This window comes from Thermus amyloliquefaciens, assembly GCF_000744885.1.
Lineage (GTDB): Bacteria > Deinococcota > Deinococci > Deinococcales > Thermaceae > Thermus > Thermus amyloliquefaciens.
Genome location: NZ_JQMV01000003.1, coordinates 1,540,659 through 1,557,711 on the forward strand (window position 1 = coordinate 1,540,659; position 17,053 = coordinate 1,557,711).

Sequence of the window (17,053 nt, forward strand, 5' to 3'; positions counted from 1 at the left end):
GCCTCCTGATCCCCAAGCCGCCCTTCCGGGTGTAGACTCCTCGCATGTGGTGGAAGGAAACCGTGATCTACCAGATCTATCCGCGAAGCTTCCAAGACACCAACGGGGACGGCATCGGCGACCTGGAGGGGATCCGCCGGAGGCTTCCCTACCTGAAGGGCCTGGGGGTGGGGGCCCTCTGGCTCTCCCCCTTTTACAAGAGCCCCATGAAGGACTTTGGTTACGACGTGGCCGACTACTGCGAGGTGGACCCCATCTTCGGCACCCTGGAGGACTTTGACCGCCTCCTAAAGGAGGCCCATGCCCTAGGGCTCAAGGTCCTCATCGACCTGGTGCCCAACCACACCTCGGACCAGCACCCCTGGTTCAAGGAGTCCCGCAGCTCCCGGGATAACCCCAAGCGGAACTGGTACATCTGGAAAGACCCGGCCCCGGATGGCGGCCCCCCCAACAACTGGCAGAGCTTTTTCGGAGGCCCCGCCTGGACCCTGGACGAAGGGACGGGGCAGTACTACCTCCACCTCTTCCTGCCCGAGCAACCCGACCTCAACTGGCAAAACCCCGAGGTGCGGGAGGCCATCCACGAGGCCATGCGCTTCTGGCTAAGGCGGGGGGTGGATGGTTTTCGGGTGGACGTGCTCTGGCTTTTGGCCAAGGACCCCCTCTTCCGGGACGAGCCGGGTAGCCCCTCCTGGCGGCCCGGGCTTCCCGACCGCCTGCGCCACGAACACCCCTATACCGAGGACCAGCCGGAAACCTACGCCTACGTGCGGGAGTTGCGGTATGTCCTGGACGAGTTCAGCCAGCCCGGACGGGAACGGGTCATGGTGGGGGAGATCTACCTTCCCTTCCACCGCCTGGTGCGCTACTACCGGGCGGGGTGCCACCTTCCCTTCAACTTCAGCCTGATCACCGAAGGCCTGCCCCACTGGCAGCCCGAGACCATCGCCCGCATCGTGGAGGCGTACGAAAGCCTCCTCACCCCCTGGGACTGGCCCAACTGGGTCTTGGGCAACCACGACCAGCCCCGGTTGGCCTCGAGGCTCGGGGAGGCCCAGGCCCGGGTGGCCGCCATGCTCCTCTTCACCCTGCGGGGCACCCCCACCTGGTATTACGGGGATGAGCTGGCCCTGCCCAACGGGGAGATCCCCCCGGAAAGGGTCCAAGACCCCGCAGCCCTAAGGCAGAAGGACCGCGCCCCTGCGGACTACCACAGCCTGGGCCGCGACCCGGAGCGCACCCCCATGCCCTGGGATACCTCCCCGTACGCCGGTTTCTCCACGGTGGAGCCCTGGCTCCCCCTAAATCCCGACTGGCCGGTGCGAAACGTGGCCGCCCAGGAGAAGGATCCGAAATCCATGCTCCATCTGGTGAAACGCCTCATCCGCCTTCGCCAAGACCCCGGGCTCCTCCATGGCCCCTACCGCACCCTTCGGGCAGGGGGCGGGATCTACGCCTACTTGCGGGGCGAAGGCTTCCTGGTGGCCCTGAACTTCACGGAGCGGGAAAAAGCCCTGGAGCTCCCGCAAAAGGGCCAGATCCTCCTCTCCACCCACCTGGACCGGGAGGAGGCGGTGGAAGGCATCCTGCGCCTGCGGCCAGACGAGGGAGTAGTGGTACGGCTAAGCGGGGTCCGGGTGGAAGGGGTGTGAAGGCCAAAGGGCCAGGCCCTAGGGCCTGGCCCCCCTGGTGCCGGGGGCGGGACTCGAACCCGCACGTCCTTGCGGACAGCAGATTTTGAGTCTGCCGCGTCTACCGGTTCCGCCACCCCGGCGCGCGCACCCTAAGGATAAGGCCCAAGAGGAAAAGCGTCAACGCCACCCCCACCGCCCAGTCCCCGTAGCGGACATAGAAGGTGCTTCCTTCCCTCAAGCCATAAGGCGCCAGCAAGTACCCCTCCTGGTGCGGGGGGATCTGGGCCGCCACCCGGCCGTAGGGGTCTATGCTGGCGGTGATGCCGTCGTTTCCCACCCTCAGGAGCCAGCGCCCCGTTTCCACCGCCCGCAAGCGCCCTAAGGCAAAGTGCTGTCTGCCCCCAAAGGAAGGCCCAAACCAGGCATCGTTGGTGAGGAGAACCAGCACCCTAGCCCCCTCCCGGGCCAGGGTGCGGGCCACGGAAGGAAACACGGACTCATAGCAGATCATGACCCCGTAGGGGCCGATGGGGGCCAACCGGTCCCCTGGCGTCCGGTCCGAAAGCTCCCCCAGGCCAAAGGCGCGAAAGAAATAGCCGTACACCCCCCCCAGGACCTCCCGAAAGGGAAAACGCTCCCCAAAGGGCACCAGGCGCACCTTGTCGTAATGACCCAGGACCCTGCCATCCTGGTAAAGGGCCGCCCGGTTGGGGCCATAGAGGTTTAGGCCCGTGAGGAGGAAACGGCCCGCCAGGAGGTGGTCCAGGCCCCCTGGGATCCCCCAGACCGCCGTCTCTGGCCAGACCACCAGCCGGGCCTCGGGATGCCTTTGCAAGCCCTCCCGCGAGAGGCGGAGGTAGACCTCCTCGTCCAGCTCCCCCTGGACCTTGGACAAGGGGTTGATGTTGCCCTGGACCAGCAGGGCCTTCCCCTCCCCCGTGGCCGGGGGTAGGGGCACCAACCACAGGACTGCCCAGGGAAGAAGAAGCCCATAGCGGCGTTCCCGAAGGCCCCAGGCCAAAAGGAGGACCAAAAGGGAGAGGAGGTAGACCCCACCCCAAGCGGCCAGCACCCGCCCTGGGGCCTCCACCAGGCTGTAGCCCAAGAACCCCCAGGGGAAGGCCAGGTCCCCTTGCTCCGTGAGCCACTCCAGCACCACCCATCCCCCCACCCGGGCCAGGGGCGTGGGGGTAAGGGCGAAGAGGAGACCAAAGGAAAGGGCCTTAAAGAGCACCAGGGGAAGAAAGGGCAGAGCCCCCAAGGGGCCGAAGAGCTGGGTAAAGCTCTGGGGAAGCCAGATGAGGTGGAGGCCCCAAAACCCCAGGCCCATGAGGAAGCCCGTGCGAAAGCCCCCGCGAAGGAGAAAGGCCAGGACCAACGGGGCGAAAAAGCCCAAAGGGAAAGGGGGCAGGGTGAGGGCGAGGAGGAGGCCCAGGAGGAAGGACCGCACCCCTTTACCATAAGGGGTGGGCACGGGTTTTTTCACAGGCTTTTCTCCCCTTGCGTGAGAAAATGGGCCCATGCGCCTAGGGGTCCTTTCCGACATCCACGCCAACCTACCGGCCCTGGAGGCGGCCCTCGAGGCCCTGAGACAAGAGGGGGTGGACGAGGTGCTGGTCCTGGGGGACCTGGTGGGCTACGGCCCCCACCCCAAGCAGGTCATCGGACGCCTGATGAAGGAAGGGCTTCCCGCCATCGCCGGGGCCTGGGACCTGCGGATCGCCTACCCCTTGCCGGCCAGCCTGCCCGAAGGGGTGGGCAAGGCCACCTTGGAATGGACCCGGGCCCAGCTCTCGGAAAAAGAACTGGCTTATCTCCGCTCCTTGCGCCTTTCCCATCGCAAAACCTACGGGGAAAAGCGCCTCGTGGCCTTCCACGGCGCTCCGGGAAACCCCGAGAAGCACCTGGACCTCCTGGGCCCCGCCAAGGAACTCCTGCCCCATCTGGAGCGTTACAATGCCGCCACCCTCCTCTTAGGAGGCCGGCACCTCCCCCTTGCCCGGCGGGTGGGAACGGGCCTTTTGGCGGACCCGGGGAGCGTGGGCCTCAGCCTCAGCGGGGAGCCCGGGGCCGACGCCATGGTCCTGGACACGGAAACCCTAGAGGTCCGCTTCCTAAAGGTGCCCTACGACCTAGGCCCCCTGATCTTTGACCTCAGGGCCTGGGGCCTCCCCCCGGTCCTGGAAAGGGTCTACCGCACGGGGCGCTTCCTCAAGGAGGACTAGGGCCTCGGCCCGGATCCCTTCCTCGGGGTCCCTTAGAAACCCCTCCACCCCAAAGCCAGCCCGGTGAAGGGCATGGAGGGCGGTGCGGCGCACCAGGGGGTGGGGGTCCTTCGCCGCCAGCCCCATGAGGTCCTCCCCCAAACCCAGGTTGCTCAGGACGATGAGGGCGTTCCGGGCCATGCGGGCCCTTCCTGGGCGGGCGAAGGCGGTATCCCCGAACTTCCGCTGAAAGCCCCTTCCCGAGAGGCGGAAGAACTCCTCCAGGTTGGGATGGGCCAGCTCGGGCTCCGGCCGAAAACCTGGCCACACCCGGCCAAACCGGTCCCAGGGGCAGACCTCCTGGCAGAGGTCGCACCCCAAAAGCCACTCCCCTATCCCCGGCCAAACCTCGGGCGGGATGAACCCCTTGTGCTCCACGGTGAGGTAGCCCACGCACACCCGGGCATCCAAGGTGCCGTCCCCCAGCAGGGCCCCCGTGGGACAGGCGGCCAGGCAACGGGTGCACCGCCCACAGCGGTTGGGGTGCCCAGGGAAAACCTCCACCTCCAAGGAGGTGAGGAGGACGCCAATAAGGGCGTGCACGCCGAAGGCCGGGGAGAGGAACATCCCGCTTTTCCCAATCCAGCCCACCCCAGTCAGGGCCGCCAGGGTGCGCTCGGGAAGAGGCCCGTGGTCCACGTAACCCTTGGCCTCCACCCCCAGGCTTCTCGCCAGGGCCTCCAGGGCCTTCATCTCCTCCCCCAGGAGCAGGTGGTAGTCCCGCACCCAGGCGTACCGGGCCACCCGGCCCACCCGGACTCCCCCAGGGGGCACCCCGGGGTCAGGGTAGGCATAGGGGGCGAAGACCACCAGGGCGCTTCGCGCCCAGGGAAAGCGGCGCTCCGGGTGGAAACGGGCCTCCACCTCCCTTTCCAGGTAGGCCATCCCCCCGTGCCTTCCCTCGGCCAAAAAGCGCCGGAAGCGGCCCTCCGCCTCCTCCGGCATGGCGAGGGGCGCCCAGGCGTAAGGAAGCCCCCGCTCCCGAAGGGCTTCCTCTAGAAGCGGGCGGGCCTCCACGGCTTCACTTTAGGGCGAAGGCCCAGGGGAAGCCGGTATAATCCCCGGCATGGAAGAGCTGAAGATCGCCCTCCTGGGCGGAGGCACCGTGGGAAGCGCCTTCTACGCCCTGGTCCAGGAGCGCCTCGAGGACTTCCAGGCCCTGGGCTTCTCCCCCCGGTTCCTGGGGGTCTTGGTGCGGGACAAGGGCAAGCCCAGGCCCATCCCCCCCGAGCTCCTTTGCACCCACATGGACCTCCTGCAGGCGGACGTGGTGGTGGAGGCCATGGGCGGGGTGGAGGCTCCCCTGGGCTGGGTGCGCCCCGCCCTGGAGGCAGGCATCCCCCTCATCACCGCCAACAAGGCCCTTTTGGCGGAGGCGTGGGAGGCCTTGCGCCCCTTCGCCGAGGAGGGGCTCATCTACCACGAGGCCAGCGTGATGGCCGGCACCCCGGCCCTCTCCTTCCTGGAAACCCTTAGGGGAAGCCGGCTTTTGGAGCTCCACGGGATCCTGAACGGCACCACCCTTTACATCCTTCAGGAGATGGAAAAGGGGCGGACCTACCGCGAGGCCCTCCTCGAGGCCCAGCGCCTGGGCTACGCCGAGGCGGATCCCACCTTGGACGTGGAGGGCATAGACGCCGCCCACAAGCTCACCCTCCTGGCCAGGCTCCTGGTGGACCCCGCCTTCCCCTTCCCCAGGGTGGAGGCCCAGGGCATCACCCGCCTCACCCCCAACCTCCTCCAGGAGGCCCAGGCCCAAGGGAAGAGGGTGCGCCTGGTGGCCAGCCTCTTTGGGGAAGGAGGGCGGTGGCGGGCTGTGGTGGCTCCCCGGCTTCTGCCCCAGGACCACCCCTTGGCCCAAGCCCAGGGCAACATCCTATGGGTGCGGGCAAGGCCCCTGGGCGAGGCCTTCGTGACCGGGCCGGGGGCGGGGGGCGGGGCCACAGCCAGCGGCCTATTGGCGGACCTCTTCCGTTTCCTCTCCGGAAGCCTGGGCCACCTGCCGGCCCCGGCCCCCATCCCGCCCTTGGCCGAGGGAACCCCCTTTCCCGGGGTAGAATGATCCCATGAGACTTCCCCTCTTGGAACGCTACCGGGCCCATCTTCCCGTGTCCCTGAACACGCCCGTGATCTCCCTGCTGGAAGGCTCCACCCCCCTGCTCCCCCTAAAGGGCCCTGAGGAGGCCCGAAGGCGGGGCATACGCCTCTACGCCAAGTTGGAAGGCCTAAACCCCACGGGCAGCTTCAAGGACCGGGGCATGACCCTGGCGGTGTCCAAGGCGGTGGAGGAGGGGGCCAAGGCGGTAGCGGCCGCCAGCACCGGCAACACCGCCGCCAGCGCCGCCGCCTACGCCGCCCGGGCGGGGATCCGGGCCCTGGTGATCCTGCCCGCGGGGTACGTGGCCCTGGGGAAGGTGGCCCAAAGCCTGGTGCACGGAGCCCGGGTCATCCAGATCGAGGGCAACTTTGACCAGGCCCTGGCCCTCACCAAGGCCCTCACCGAGGCCTACCCGGTGGCCCTGGTGAACTCCTTGAACCCCTACCGCCTGGAAGGCCAGAAGACCCTGGCCTTTGAGGTGGTGGAGGAGCTGGGGGATGCCCCCCACTACCACGCCCTCCCCGTGGGCAACGCCGGCAACATCACCGCCCACTGGATGGGGTACAGGGAGTACCACGCCCTGGGCAAGGCGAGCCGCCTCCCCCGGATGCTGGGCTTCCAGGCGGCGGGCGCCGCCCCCTTGGTCCTGGGCCGGCCCGTGGAGAAGCCGGAAACCCTGGCCACCGCCATTCGCATCGGCAACCCCGCCAGCTGGCAGGGGGCCATCCGGGCCAAGGAGGAGTCCGGTGGAACGATAGAGGCGGTGACGGACGAGGAGATTCTCGCCGCCTACCGCTACCTGGCCGAGGAGGAGGGCGTCTTCTGCGAACCCGCCTCCGCCGCCGCCATGGCCGGGGTGTGGAAGCTCTTGCGGGAGGACCGGCTGGATCCGGGAAGCACCGTGGTCCTCACCCTCACGGGCCACGGCCTCAAGGACCCGGCCACCGCGGAGAAGGTGGCGGGGCTCCTGCCCCCGGTGCCGGCGACCCTCGAGGCGGTGGCCCAGGCCGCGGGGCTGGTGTGATAAGCTTGGGCCATGTCCGAGGCGAAAAACACCCCCAGGAAGCCCAAGGAACCCTTCCCCGGGGCCTACTACCTGGCCGGGGCCATCACCCTCACCCTCATGCTCTTCTTCCTGATCCTCGGGGCTACCCTTCCGGCGGGGGTGGCGGGGTTCCTGGTGGCCTTCGTCCTGGGCCTTACCGTCAACCCCAAGTACGTCCCCTTCTTCCTCGTGGCGGGGGTCTTCTCCGCGGCCATGGGCTTTTTGGGGCAGGAGCCCCAGGTGGCCTGGGGCGGGGTGGCCCTGGCCCTTTCCCAGGTGCTGGTCAAACGCCTCAACTGGACCTAATGAACCCTAACCGCCTATCCCAAAGCCTGGCCCTCCTGGGCGTGGCCGCCTACGCCTACTTCCTCTTCCTCCGCCCCACCCAGGAGGGCATGGCCCTGGCGGTGGGCCTCTTCGTGGGCACCATGGGCGTGGCCTATGGGGAGAAGCCCTTTCCCGTGCCCTTCTTCCTGGGCCTTTACGCCCTGCTCTTCCTCCTGCAGCTCCTCTTTGGCCACCCCCTCCCCTTCCTGGCCGGGGGGGCTTTGGGGGTGGGCCTCCCCTATCTGGCCTACCGCCTGCGAAAACCCGCCAAGTAGAGGAGGGCCCCCAGAAGCATCCCCTCCCCCAGGGCGGGCAGGTAGAGGAGGAGCTCCCGCACGTCCAGGCGCAGGTGGAGCAGGAGGGGCCAAGGGAGAAGGGTCCAGGCCAAGCCCGGCTGCCCGTAACCCGCCGCCAGGAAAACCCCGGCCCCAAGCCCTCTCAGGTAGGCCAGCCACCCCGAGCCCAGCTCGTTTTCGTACACGAACCAGATCAGGTTGAGCCAGACCCCCAGCGCCCAAAGGGGCAGGCGGTGCTGCCAGCGGAAGGCCAGGAAGAGGAGGAGGACGAACCCCAAGACCTCAAGCACGGGCCACCTCCCGGGAGCCATGGGCCTCCAGGTAGGCCACCAGGACCTCCAAGGCCTTCTCCACCGCCTCATCCAGGTCCTCGCCCGGGATCACGGGAACCCCCTCCTCCTGGGCCCAACGGAGGAGGTGTTCCTGGATAAGGCGGATCTCGGAGAAATGGGTGAGGTACTTCTCCCCAGGCCGGGCATGGGCCGTTTCCTGGTCCCTAAGGAGGAACCGGTCCCGGTGGAGCTTCTCGTCCTGAAGCGCCACCAGCATGGGAACCGTGAGCACCCTGTCCCGGTAAGGGTGGTCCAGGTAGCGGGGAACCACATGAACCCCCTCCAGCACGATGGAGGTCCCCTCGAGGGCGCTCCGTTCCTGGATGGCCCTAAGGCCCACCGCCACCCGGGCCACCTGGTCCAGGAAGCCCCGCATCACCCGCTCCTCGTGGCTTTCCTCCCCGCCCAGGTCTGGCAAAAGGGCCTTCCAGGCCTCAAAGGTGGAGAGGTGGAGGGTGGGAAGAAGGTCCCGGGAAAGGGAGGCCCGGAACACCTCCCGCACGGCGTCCGAGGGAACGATGTGGGTGATGCCCAGGCGGTAGGCCAAGGCCGAGGCCAGGACACTCTTCCCCACCCCGGTCACCCCACCGATGAGGATGTGCACCGGGCGGGCGCTTCGCCTCAGGCTCCGAAGGAGGAGGTACCGCCTGGCCACCTCCTCCCCCGCCTCCTTGAGAAGCGCCTGGTACACCCTTTCCCGAAGCTCATTCCGCCGGATCACCCTGCGCCCCTCCTGGCGCAGGGCCTTTTCCATCTCCCGGGCCAGCCGGTACGCCCCTTCGGGGGAAAAGCCGATGCCCATCAGGGACTGGGCCAGGATGCCCTTGGAAAAGGGCATGCGGGGCTCACCGCTTTCTTCCTCCACGAAAAGCTCCCCGGCAAAGGCCTGGCGCTGGAGGTAGCGCCTTTTGGCCCCCTTCCCCAGGGCCCGGCCCACCACCTGGGCCACCACCTCCTCCAGGCGTCGGGCGGAAATCTGCTTGACGCCCTCCTGCCTGAGATGCCCCTCCACCGCCTTGGCCAGCTCGTGGGCCTCCTTGAGGGAAAAGCCCGCGTCCTCGAGGCTTCTCGCCAAGAGGCCCTTGGAGAAGGGGCGGCGCCTTTTCCCCTCCAGGACCAGGATCTCCTCAAAGGGAAGGGTCTGCCTGGCAAGCCTCCCCGCCGCCTCCTCCCCCAGGGCCCGGGCTACCTCCTCCAGGAAGACCTTGCGCAGGACCCCCGGGGCCACGGCCGAAGCCCCCTCCGCCTTCAAACGCTCCTCCACGGTATGGGCCACGGCCTGGGCGGCCTCCAGGGGCACCCCCAAGGGCAGGAGGGCCTCCACCAAGAGGCCCTTGGAAAGGGGCCACCTTCCTCTGCGTAGGCGAACGAAAACCTCAGCCACTCTCTGGCATCATAGCACTTTACCCATGGGCAAGGGCTTTCTTGACAGGGGTTTTCCCCGCGTGTTACCATACCTTACGGCTTGGCGCCGTAGCCAAGTGGTAAGGCAGAGGTCTGCAAAACCTCCATTCGCCGGTTCGAATCCGGCCGGCGCCTCCAGAACGTGGGCGCGTAGCTCAGGTGGCCAGAGCACTACCTTGACACGGTAGGGGTCGGTGGTTCAAGTCCACTCGCGCCCACCAAGAACCCCCGGGGCTGGCCCCGGGGGTTTCCTCATCCCTTGGAGGCCAGCGGCGCCTGGGGTGCAAACTGGGCCTCCTCGGGAAGTAGGCGTCTTTTCTTGGCCCGGCGGTAGACCGCATCCCACATGCGGCAAAAGGAACACACCGCCCCCGTGGTGGGGTAGCCGCACCGCTCGCAGGCCCTTAGGGCCACTTCTTCGCCCGCCTGGAGTTTGGGCTGTATTCTTTCCAGAAAGCCCTCGAGGAACCGCAGCTTCGCCCCGGGCAGCTCCTGCTCCACCCGGTTTAGGGCCTCCTTGTAGAGGAGGCTCTTGGCCCCCAGGGCGTTGGGGCACTCCTCGTGAAGGTAGCGGATCCCCCTCAGGAGGGTGTAGGAGAGCACCTCCCGCTCGCTAAAGCGGTAAAAGGGCTTGACCCGGGCAGCCAGGCCCGGCTTCTCGGGAAGCACCGGCCCCTGGCGGACCAGGGCGTCCTCCTGGGGGTTCAGGAGGTTGCCGAAGAGGACCGCCGCCTCGTCGTCCAGGTTATGGCCGGTGGCCACCACCCTAAAGCCCCCCTCCACCGCCACCTGGTTGATGATGTACCGCTTGGAAAGGCCGCAGGCGGAACAGGCCACCCGCCCCGAAAGCTGGGCCAGCTCCGGAACCCCAAAGCCATAGGCCTGGCGGAGGTCCACCACCCAAAGCTGGAGGCCCCGGTCCTGGGCGAAGCGTTGCGTGACCTCCAGGCTCCGCTCCGAGTAGCCCCCGATCCCCAGTTGCAGGTGAAGCCCCACCGCCTGGTAGCCCAGCCGCCAAAGCACATCCCAAAGGGCCAGGGAATCCTTCCCCCCGGAAACCGCCACCAACACCCGCTCGCCGGGTTGGAGCATCCTGTGGCGGCGGATGGCCCGCTCGGTTTCCTTGACGAACCACTCCAGGTAGTGCTCCTTGCACAGGGCAAAGCCCCGGCCCCGGAGCTCCACCTGGGCCTTTTGGCCGCAGACCTTACACACCATGGCCCCCAGAAATGGCGGACAGGACCTCGAGGGTATCCCCCTCCCCCACCCTCTCGTCCAGGGTGAGAAGCTCCTCCCCGCGGATCACCACCACCGTTTCGGGATTCAGGCCGAGCTCCAGGAGAACCTCCTTCAGGGGCCTATCCCCCTTCACCTCCACCTCCTGGCGCTCGGGCAGGCGCAACACCACCTTCATCCTGCTAGTGTATCAGGTGGGTCCGCAAAAGCTCCATGAGCCTTTCCAGGGTGAGGCGGTTTCGCTTCTCAATCTCCCGCCTCCGGGGGATCTCCGGGTAAGGGGCCTCGGGATCGTGCAAGGTGGGGGTAAGGGGCTTCCCCAACCTGGCCTCCCATGCCCGAAGCCACCCCTCTGGCAGCGCCCCGGGAAGGGGCAGGCCATGAACGGTGTGGTAGAGGAGCGCCCAGACCCGCACGGCGGCGTCCAAGCTGTACCCACCCCCCAGGGTGATGAGCACCCGGCCCCCCGTGTAGGCATCCGCATACTCCAGGATCAGGCGGAAGATCCTCTCATAAGCCCGGGTGGTGAGGAGAAGGTCCGCCAAGGGGTCCTGGTGGTGGGCGTCGGCCCCCGCCTGCACCACCAGCACGTCTGGGCGGAAGGCCCCTAGGGCCCAGGGCACCAGGGCCTCAAAGACCTCCAGGTAGCTTTCGTCCTCGGTGAAGGGCTCCAGGGGAAGGTTCAGCTTCCTCCCCAACCCCTCTCCCCGCCCGATCTCGTGCACGTGGCCCGTCCCCGGGAAGAGGTAGCGCCCCGACTCGTGGAGGCTCAGGGTCAGGACCTCCTTCTCCTCGTAGTGGATCCACTGCACCCCGTCCCCATGGTGGACGTCAATGTCCAGGTACGCCACCCGCAAGCCCGCCCGGGTCAGATGGCGGATGGCCACGGAGAGGTCGTTGTACACGCAAAAACCCGAAGCGCGGTCGTACTGGGCGTGGTGTAGCCCCCCGCCCAGTTGCAGGACCCGCCTCTCCCCGGCCAGGATCCGCCGCGCCCCCTCCAGGGTGCCCCCCACCAGGATCCTGGCCGCCCGGTCCATGCCCGGGAAGACCGGGGTGTCCCCCGTGGCGAGGCCGTAGTGCTCCAGATCCGGCACCCGCTCCCCCCGGCTCGCCGCCTCCACCCGCTTCACCAAACGCTCGGAATGCACGGAAAGCACGTCCTCCCGGGTGGCCTCGCCTGGGGCTAAGGGCTCCCGCCACACCCCTAGGGCCTTAAGAAGCGAGACCAGCATCTCCAGGCGTACGGGGCTGAAGGGGTGGTGGGGCCCGAAGTCGTAGAGGCGGTACTCGTCCCGGTAGATCACCATGGCTTCTTGGGAGGCCAAAGCACCTCAAACCCCTCCTGGCGTAGCCCCTCCGCAAGAAGGTGGGTTTCCAAGGTGTTCACCCGCACCACCGCCCGCACCCGGTCCCCATCCTCCGGATAGGAGAGCAGGGAATGGATGTTAATCCCCCGGCCCGCCAAGAACCCGGTAAGCCGGGCCAGCTCCCCCACCCGGTCGGGAAGGCGCACCTCGAGGCGCCCCGAGGGTTCGGTGACCCCGGTGAGCTTCAGGAGGGCATCCAAAAGGTCTATCCCCGTGACGATCCCCACCAAGGCACCATCCTCCAGGACGGGTAGGGAGCCGATCTTCCTTTCCCGCATCACCCGGGCCGCCTCCTCCACCGGGTCCAGGGGATGGGCGGTGACCACCTCCTTGGTCATCACCTCCGCCACCGGGGCGCACTCCGGGCAGGCGCCCTTGGGGTTGAGGCGGCTGGTGGCCAAACGGATATCCCGGTCGGTGATGATCCCCACCAGCCTGCCCTCCTCCACCACCGGCAGGTGGCGGATGCCCTTTTGCAGGAGGAGGCGGTAGGCCTCCTCGAGGGTCACCCCGGGCTCCACCGTGACCACGGGGAAGCGCATCACATCCTGAACCAGCATAAAAAAAGTATACCCCGGCGGGACCCGCCGGGGCCTTTCCCCCAAGACCTACAGGATGTCGTCCCGGATGCAGGCTTTGAAGTGGCCGGGGGCCACCTCCTTAAGCTCCGGCACCACCTGGGCGCACTCGGGAAGGGCGTACCGGCACCGGGTACGGAAAACGCAGCCCGACGGGGGGTTGATGGGCGAGGGGATATCCCCTTGGAGGACGATGCGCTCCCGCTTCACCGTGGGGTCAGGGATGGGCACCGCGGAAAGCAGGGCCTCGGTGTAGGGGTGCTTGGGGTTGCGGTAAAGCTCCCGGGAGGAGGCGATCTCCATCACCTTGCCCAGGTACATCACCGCCACCCGGTCGGAGATGTACTCCACCACCGCCAGGTCGTGGGCGATGAAGAGGAGGGTGAGGCCCAGCTCCTCCTTCAGGTCCATGAGGAGGTTCACCACCTGGGCCTGAATGGACACGTCCAGGGCGGAAACCGGCTCGTCGGCCACGATGAACTCCGGGGCCACCGCCAGGGCACGGGCGATGCCGATCCTTTGCCTTTGGCCACCCGAGAACTCGTGGGGATACCGGCGCATGTGGTCCGGGGAAAGCCCCACCAGCTTCAAAAGCTCCGCCACCCTCTCCGTGCGCTCCTGGGGCGTCTTGCCGATCCCGTGGATGATGAGGGGCTCGGCGATGATATCCCCCACGGTCATCCGGGGGTTCAAGGAGCTAAAGGGGTCCTGGAAGATGATCTGCATCCGGCGGCGGTACGGGCGGAGCTTGTCCTTGGGAAGGTCCGTGATGTCCTGCCCGTCAAAGAGGATGCGCCCCCCCGTGGGCTCGATGAGGCGCAGGAGGGTGCGGCCCACCGTGGTCTTGCCGCTACCCGACTCCCCCACCAGGCCCAAAACCTCCCCCTTCTTGATGGCGAAGGAAACCCCATCCACCGCCTTGACGCTTCCCACCACGCGGGAGAGGATCCCGCCGCGGATGGGGAAGTGCTTTTTTAGGTCCTGGATCTCCAGGAGGACATGGTTTTCCCTCATGCCCGCACCTCCCGGATCTCCCGCCAGCGCACGCACCGCACCTGGCGGCCATCACCCGTCTCCTCCAAGGGGGGCACCTCCCGGTCGCAAAGGCCTTCCACGTGGTGCTTGCACCGGGGGTGGAAGGCGCAACCCGGGGGCAGGTACAAGGGGTTGGGTACGTTGCCCGGGATGGCCTCGAGGCGCTCCCGATGCTCCGCCGCCAGGTCCAGCCGGGGCACGGAGTGGAGAAGCCCCCGGGTGTAGGGGTGCAGGGGCTCCTTGAAGAGGGGCACCACGTCCGCCTGCTCCACCGCCCGGCCCGCGTACATCACCACCACCCGGTCCGCCATCTCCGCCACCACCCCCAGGTTGTGGGTGATGAAAAGGATGCTCATGCCGATCTCCTCCTGGAGCTTCTTCATCAGCTCCAGGATCTGGGCCTGGATGGTCACGTCCAAGGCGGTGGTGGGCTCGTCGGCGATGAGCAAGGAAGGGTTGCAGGAAAGCGCCATGGCGATCATCACCCGCTGGCGCATCCCGCCGGACATCTGGTGGGGGTAGTTGGCAAGGCGCTTCTTGGGCTCAGGGATGCCCACCAGGTCCAGCATGTGGGCCGCCAGCTCCATGGCCTCCTTGCGGCTTTTCCCCTGGTGGAGCATGATGGCCTCGGCGATCTGGTCCCCCACCGTGTACACGGGGTTCAAGGAGGTCATGGGTTCCTGGAAGATCATGGCGATGTCGTTGCCCCGGATGCGGCGCATCTCCGCCTCCGAAAGCTTTGCCAGGTCCCGCACCTGCCCGTCCTTGCCCCGGAAGCGGATCTCCCCGCCCACGATCCTGCCTGGAGGCGTGGGGATGAGCCGCATGATGGAGAGGGCGGTCACGCTCTTCCCCGAACCGGACTCCCCCACCACCGCCAGGGTTTCCCCTTTGTCCACATGGAAGGAAACCCCGTCCACCGCCTTCACCACCCCATCGTCGGTGAAGAAGTGGACTTTAAGGTCTCTCACCTCCAGTAACCGCTTTTCGTCCATGCGCACTCCTTCGGGCTCTGCCCTCAAAACACCTCACCCGTTATACGCCATACCGGGCCAAAAGAGAAGGGCCTACTGCCTCCGCCTGGGGTCCAAGGCATCCCGCAGGCCATCGCCCAAAAAGTTCCAAGACAGCACCGAAAGGAAGATGAAAAACCCGGGCCACAACACCCAAGGCCGGTCGGTAAAGGAGGCAAACCCCCCCTGCTGGGCCGCCTGGAGGAGGAGGCCCCAGCTGGTGTAGGGCTCCGTGACCCCAAGCCCGAGGAAGGAAAGCCCACTTTCCCCCAGGATAAAGCCGGGGATGGTGAGGGAAAGGCTCACGATCACGTAGCTGGCGGTGGCGGGCAGGATGTGGCGGGCGATGATGCGGGAATCCGAGGCCCCTAGGGCCCTGGCCGCCTGCACGTAGTCCATCTCCCGCACGCTGAGGACGATCCCCCGCACCACCCGGGCCAGCCCTCCCCAGCCGATGAAGCCCAGCAGGCCCACCACCAGGTAGAAGGTGAGGAGGGGATCCACGTTGGTGGGGAAGACCGCCCGCAAGGAGATGAGGAGGAAAAGGCTGGGAATGGCGGCAATGATCTCCACCGTGCGCATGATGAGGTCGTCGGGGTCCAAGCGGAGGGGCTCCCGGAAGACCCGCCGGAGGATCGCCAGCGCCGCCCCCACCCCCAAGGCCAAAACCAAGCCGTCGATCCCGTAGGAGAACCACTCCTTGCCCGGGCTCAGCCGCACGAAGGACCAGGCCAGGTACAAGGCCCCCATGGCCACGGCCACCCACAGAAGGAGGCCCAAAGGCCCCAGCACCAACCCAAGGCCCCGCCACGCCCTGGGGGGAAGGGAGAGGGCGAAGGGGCGCCCGGAGAAGTAGCCGGCGATCCCCCCTAAAAGGAGCCCCAAGGCGAAGGAGACCAAGGCCGAGAGGATCCCGATGGTGAGCGAAACCTGCCCACCGTAGACGATGCGGCTGAAGAGGTCCCGGCCAAAGTTATCCGTACCCATAAGGAAGATGCGCCCCGGGGGATCCACCCCAATGAGCCTTAGGTCGGAGCGGAACACCTTGAAGACGGTGTAGGGCTGGTCGGGGGTTCGCACGAAAAAGCGCAGGTAGAACTTGCCCTGGGATGGATCCTCCTCGTAACGGGGCTGGAGGGTTACCGGATCAATGCTGGGTTTGGTGGCGTAGACAAAAGGCCGACTGAGCCTTCCCGTTTCGGGGTCCACAAAGTGGATTCGGGTGGGCGGGTGGTTCCCCTTGGGGGGATAGAGCTCATAGTAGTTGGGATCGTAGGGGCTGAAAAACCCGGCGAAGGCGGCCATCAGGTAAAGCACCAGAAGAATGCGCCCGCCCCAGACCGCCAGGCGGTGCTTGCGAAACTGGCGCAAAACCAGCTGGGTGCGGGCGGTAGAAGACGAAAGGCGTTCCACAGATCACCCCTATTCGTAGCGGATCCTGGGGTCCACCCAGGCCAGGAGGAGATCGGAGATGAGGTTGCCGATCATCAAGAGGACCAGGCTCACCGTGAGAAAACCGGCGATCACGTAAAGGTCCTGGTTGGCGATGGCGTCCAGGAAAAAGGGGGTAATACCCGGCCAGGCCATAACCACCTCCACGAACCCCGCTCCCGAGATCAGGCTGGGAAGAAGCCCGCCCAAGGTGGCCACAAAGGGAATCACCGCGTTGCGAAAGGCGTGCTTGTAGAGGACCACCCGCTCGGCCAAGCCCTTGGCCCGGGCGGTCCGGATGTAGTCCTGCCCCAAGACCTCTAGCATCTGCCCCCGCATGAGGCGGGAAAGCCCGGCGATATCGTTGGCGGTGGCCACCAGCACAGGCACCACCGCATGCCAGGCGATGTCCAGGATCTGGCGCAAGGGCGGCATCTGCTCAAAGCCGCTGCTGGTCATGCCGGAAACCGGAAAGATAAGGGTACCCGTGCGGAACTTGATCTGGAGAAGCACGTAGATGGCGATGAGCGCCAGGAAAAAGCTGGGCACGGAAAGCCCGATATACGCCAGAAAGGAAAGGATCCTGTCCCCCAAGGAGTACTGGCGCACCGCCCCATAGACGCCGATGGGAATGGCCACCAGGTACAGAAGAAGGGTGGAGGGGATGACGATTACCATGGAGTTCACCACCCGGGGCCAGATCACCTCCAGGACCGGCGCCTGGAAGGCGAAGGAGTAGCCCAGGTTGAGGTGGAGGAGGTTATTCATCCAGAGGAGGTACTGCTCGTAGATGGGCCGGTCCAGGCCGAACTGGGCCCTAAGGCGGGCGATGGTCTCCGGGGTTACCTTGGGATCCAGCTCCCGCTGGGTCAGGTAGTCCCCCGGGGCCAGCTGGATGATGAGGAAGGCCAGGAAGGTAGCCCCGAAGAAGGTGGGGATCAGGTACAGGATTCGGCGAAGGATATATGCGGTCATGGCTTCCCAAAGTAT

The 17,053-nt window shown here is 66.8% G+C and carries 18 protein-coding genes and 3 tRNA genes; 8 read left to right on the forward strand and 13 right to left on the reverse strand.

Features of this window, described 5'->3' with window-relative positions; all coding sequences use genetic code 11:
* The first annotated feature begins 44 nt into the window (after positions 1 to 44).
* Positions 45 to 1,652: an alpha-amylase family glycosyl hydrolase gene (locus tag BS74_RS08220; protein ID WP_038057789.1), complete on the forward strand. Its 1,608-nt coding sequence runs from the start codon at positions 45 to 47 to the stop codon at positions 1,650 to 1,652.
* Positions 1,653 to 1,687: 35 nt separating this feature from the next.
* Here the strand turns inward: BS74_RS08220 and BS74_RS08225 are convergent.
* Positions 1,688 to 1,774: transfer RNA gene (locus BS74_RS08225), tRNA-Leu, on the reverse strand.
* Positions 1,753 to 3,084, reverse strand: a complete 1,332-nt coding sequence (gene lnt / locus BS74_RS11730) for an apolipoprotein N-acyltransferase (RefSeq protein ID WP_081914590.1) — start codon at positions 3,082 to 3,084, stop codon at positions 1,753 to 1,755. Before lnt ends, BS74_RS08225 begins: the two co-directional genes overlap by 22 nt.
* Before the next feature lie 70 nt (positions 3,085 to 3,154).
* On the opposite strand from lnt, the gene BS74_RS08240 reads away from it, so the two are divergent.
* On the forward strand, positions 3,155 to 3,859 hold the full coding sequence (locus BS74_RS08240) for a metallophosphoesterase family protein (RefSeq protein WP_038057795.1): 705 nt from the start codon (positions 3,155 to 3,157) through the stop codon (positions 3,857 to 3,859).
* Here the strand turns inward: BS74_RS08240 and queG are convergent.
* Entirely contained in the window at positions 3,767 to 4,915 is a 1,149-nt protein-coding gene (gene queG, locus BS74_RS08245) for a tRNA epoxyqueuosine(34) reductase QueG (protein ID WP_038057797.1), read from the reverse strand. The genes BS74_RS08240 and queG overlap by 93 nt on opposite strands.
* A 49-nt stretch (positions 4,916 to 4,964) precedes the next feature.
* Between queG and BS74_RS08250 the strand changes: the two genes are divergently transcribed.
* From BS74_RS08250 to BS74_RS08265, 4 genes are read left to right on the forward strand one after another with little or no spacing between them, the layout of a single operon-like run.
* The gene (locus tag BS74_RS08250; protein WP_038057799.1) at positions 4,965 to 5,960 is read left to right on the forward strand and encodes a homoserine dehydrogenase; all 996 of its coding nucleotides are present in this window, start codon (positions 4,965 to 4,967) and stop codon (positions 5,958 to 5,960) included.
* Positions 5,961 to 5,964: 4 nt separating this feature from the next.
* Positions 5,965 to 7,020 carry a threonine synthase gene (gene thrC / locus BS74_RS08255; RefSeq protein WP_038057802.1) on the forward strand — a complete coding sequence of 352 codons (1,056 nt, stop codon included), beginning with the start codon at positions 5,965 to 5,967 and terminating at the stop codon, positions 7,018 to 7,020.
* A 12-nt stretch (positions 7,021 to 7,032) separates the two neighbouring features.
* Positions 7,033 to 7,347, forward strand: a complete 315-nt coding sequence (locus BS74_RS08260) for a hypothetical protein (RefSeq protein WP_038057804.1) — start codon at positions 7,033 to 7,035, stop codon at positions 7,345 to 7,347.
* A complete protein-coding gene (locus tag BS74_RS08265; RefSeq protein ID WP_038057806.1) occupies positions 7,347 to 7,643 on the forward strand; it encodes a hypothetical protein in 297 nt (98 codons plus the stop codon). The genes BS74_RS08260 and BS74_RS08265 overlap by 1 nt, the downstream gene beginning before the upstream one ends.
* On the opposite strand, the gene BS74_RS08270 is transcribed toward BS74_RS08265, so the two are convergent.
* A complete protein-coding gene (locus tag BS74_RS08270) occupies positions 7,616 to 7,954 on the reverse strand; it encodes a hypothetical protein (RefSeq protein ID WP_038059076.1) in 339 nt (112 codons plus the stop codon). The two genes, BS74_RS08265 and BS74_RS08270, sit on opposite strands and share 28 nt — an antisense overlap.
* Positions 7,947 to 9,380 (reverse strand): ATP cone domain-containing protein, encoded by a 1,434-nt coding sequence (locus tag BS74_RS08275; RefSeq protein ID WP_038057808.1) that lies wholly within the window; start codon positions 9,378 to 9,380, stop codon positions 7,947 to 7,949. The genes BS74_RS08270 and BS74_RS08275 overlap by 8 nt, the downstream gene beginning before the upstream one ends.
* Positions 9,381 to 9,463: 83 nt before the next feature.
* Here BS74_RS08275 and BS74_RS08280 point away from each other — a divergent pair.
* Together BS74_RS08280 and BS74_RS08285 are read left to right on the forward strand one after the other, a co-directional pair.
* Positions 9,464 to 9,538 (forward strand) — tRNA-Cys (locus BS74_RS08280).
* Positions 9,539 to 9,544: 6 nt separating this feature from the next.
* A tRNA-Val gene (locus BS74_RS08285) sits at positions 9,545 to 9,621 on the forward strand.
* Between the two features lie 31 nt (positions 9,622 to 9,652).
* On the opposite strand, the gene ttuA is transcribed toward BS74_RS08285, so the two are convergent.
* The 8 genes from ttuA to BS74_RS08325 all read right to left on the reverse strand — a co-directional run bounded on the left by ttuA (position 9,653) and on the right by BS74_RS08325 (position 17,038).
* The gene (ttuA, locus tag BS74_RS08290; protein ID WP_038057810.1) at positions 9,653 to 10,618 is read right to left on the reverse strand and encodes a tRNA-5-methyluridine(54) 2-sulfurtransferase; all 966 of its coding nucleotides are present in this window, start codon (positions 10,616 to 10,618) and stop codon (positions 9,653 to 9,655) included.
* Positions 10,608 to 10,814 (reverse strand): sulfur carrier protein TtuB, encoded by a 207-nt coding sequence (ttuB, locus tag BS74_RS08295; RefSeq protein ID WP_038057812.1) that lies wholly within the window; start codon positions 10,812 to 10,814, stop codon positions 10,608 to 10,610. Before ttuB ends, ttuA begins: the two co-directional genes overlap by 11 nt.
* 4 nt (positions 10,815 to 10,818) lie before the next feature.
* Positions 10,819 to 11,946, reverse strand: coding sequence for an acetoin utilization protein AcuC (locus tag BS74_RS08300; protein WP_038057815.1), 1,128 nt, complete (start codon positions 11,944 to 11,946; stop codon positions 10,819 to 10,821).
* Positions 11,940 to 12,566, reverse strand: coding sequence for a CBS and ACT domain-containing protein (locus BS74_RS08305; protein WP_038057817.1), 627 nt, complete (start codon positions 12,564 to 12,566; stop codon positions 11,940 to 11,942). Before BS74_RS08305 ends, BS74_RS08300 begins: the two co-directional genes overlap by 7 nt.
* 48 nt (positions 12,567 to 12,614) lie before the next feature.
* Complete coding sequence (locus tag BS74_RS08310) at positions 12,615 to 13,598, reverse strand: ABC transporter ATP-binding protein (protein WP_038057819.1); 984 nt, start codon at positions 13,596 to 13,598, stop codon at positions 12,615 to 12,617.
* Entirely contained in the window at positions 13,595 to 14,614 is a 1,020-nt protein-coding gene (locus BS74_RS08315; RefSeq protein WP_038057821.1) for an ABC transporter ATP-binding protein, read from the reverse strand. The genes BS74_RS08310 and BS74_RS08315 overlap by 4 nt, the downstream gene beginning before the upstream one ends.
* Positions 14,615 to 14,686: 72 nt before the next feature.
* A complete protein-coding gene (locus BS74_RS08320) occupies positions 14,687 to 16,045 on the reverse strand; it encodes an ABC transporter permease (protein WP_038057823.1) in 1,359 nt (452 codons plus the stop codon).
* Between the two features lie 9 nt (positions 16,046 to 16,054).
* Positions 16,055 to 17,038 (reverse strand): ABC transporter permease, encoded by a 984-nt coding sequence (locus BS74_RS08325; protein ID WP_038057825.1) that lies wholly within the window; start codon positions 17,036 to 17,038, stop codon positions 16,055 to 16,057.
* Between the last annotated feature and the right edge of the window lie 15 nt (positions 17,039 to 17,053).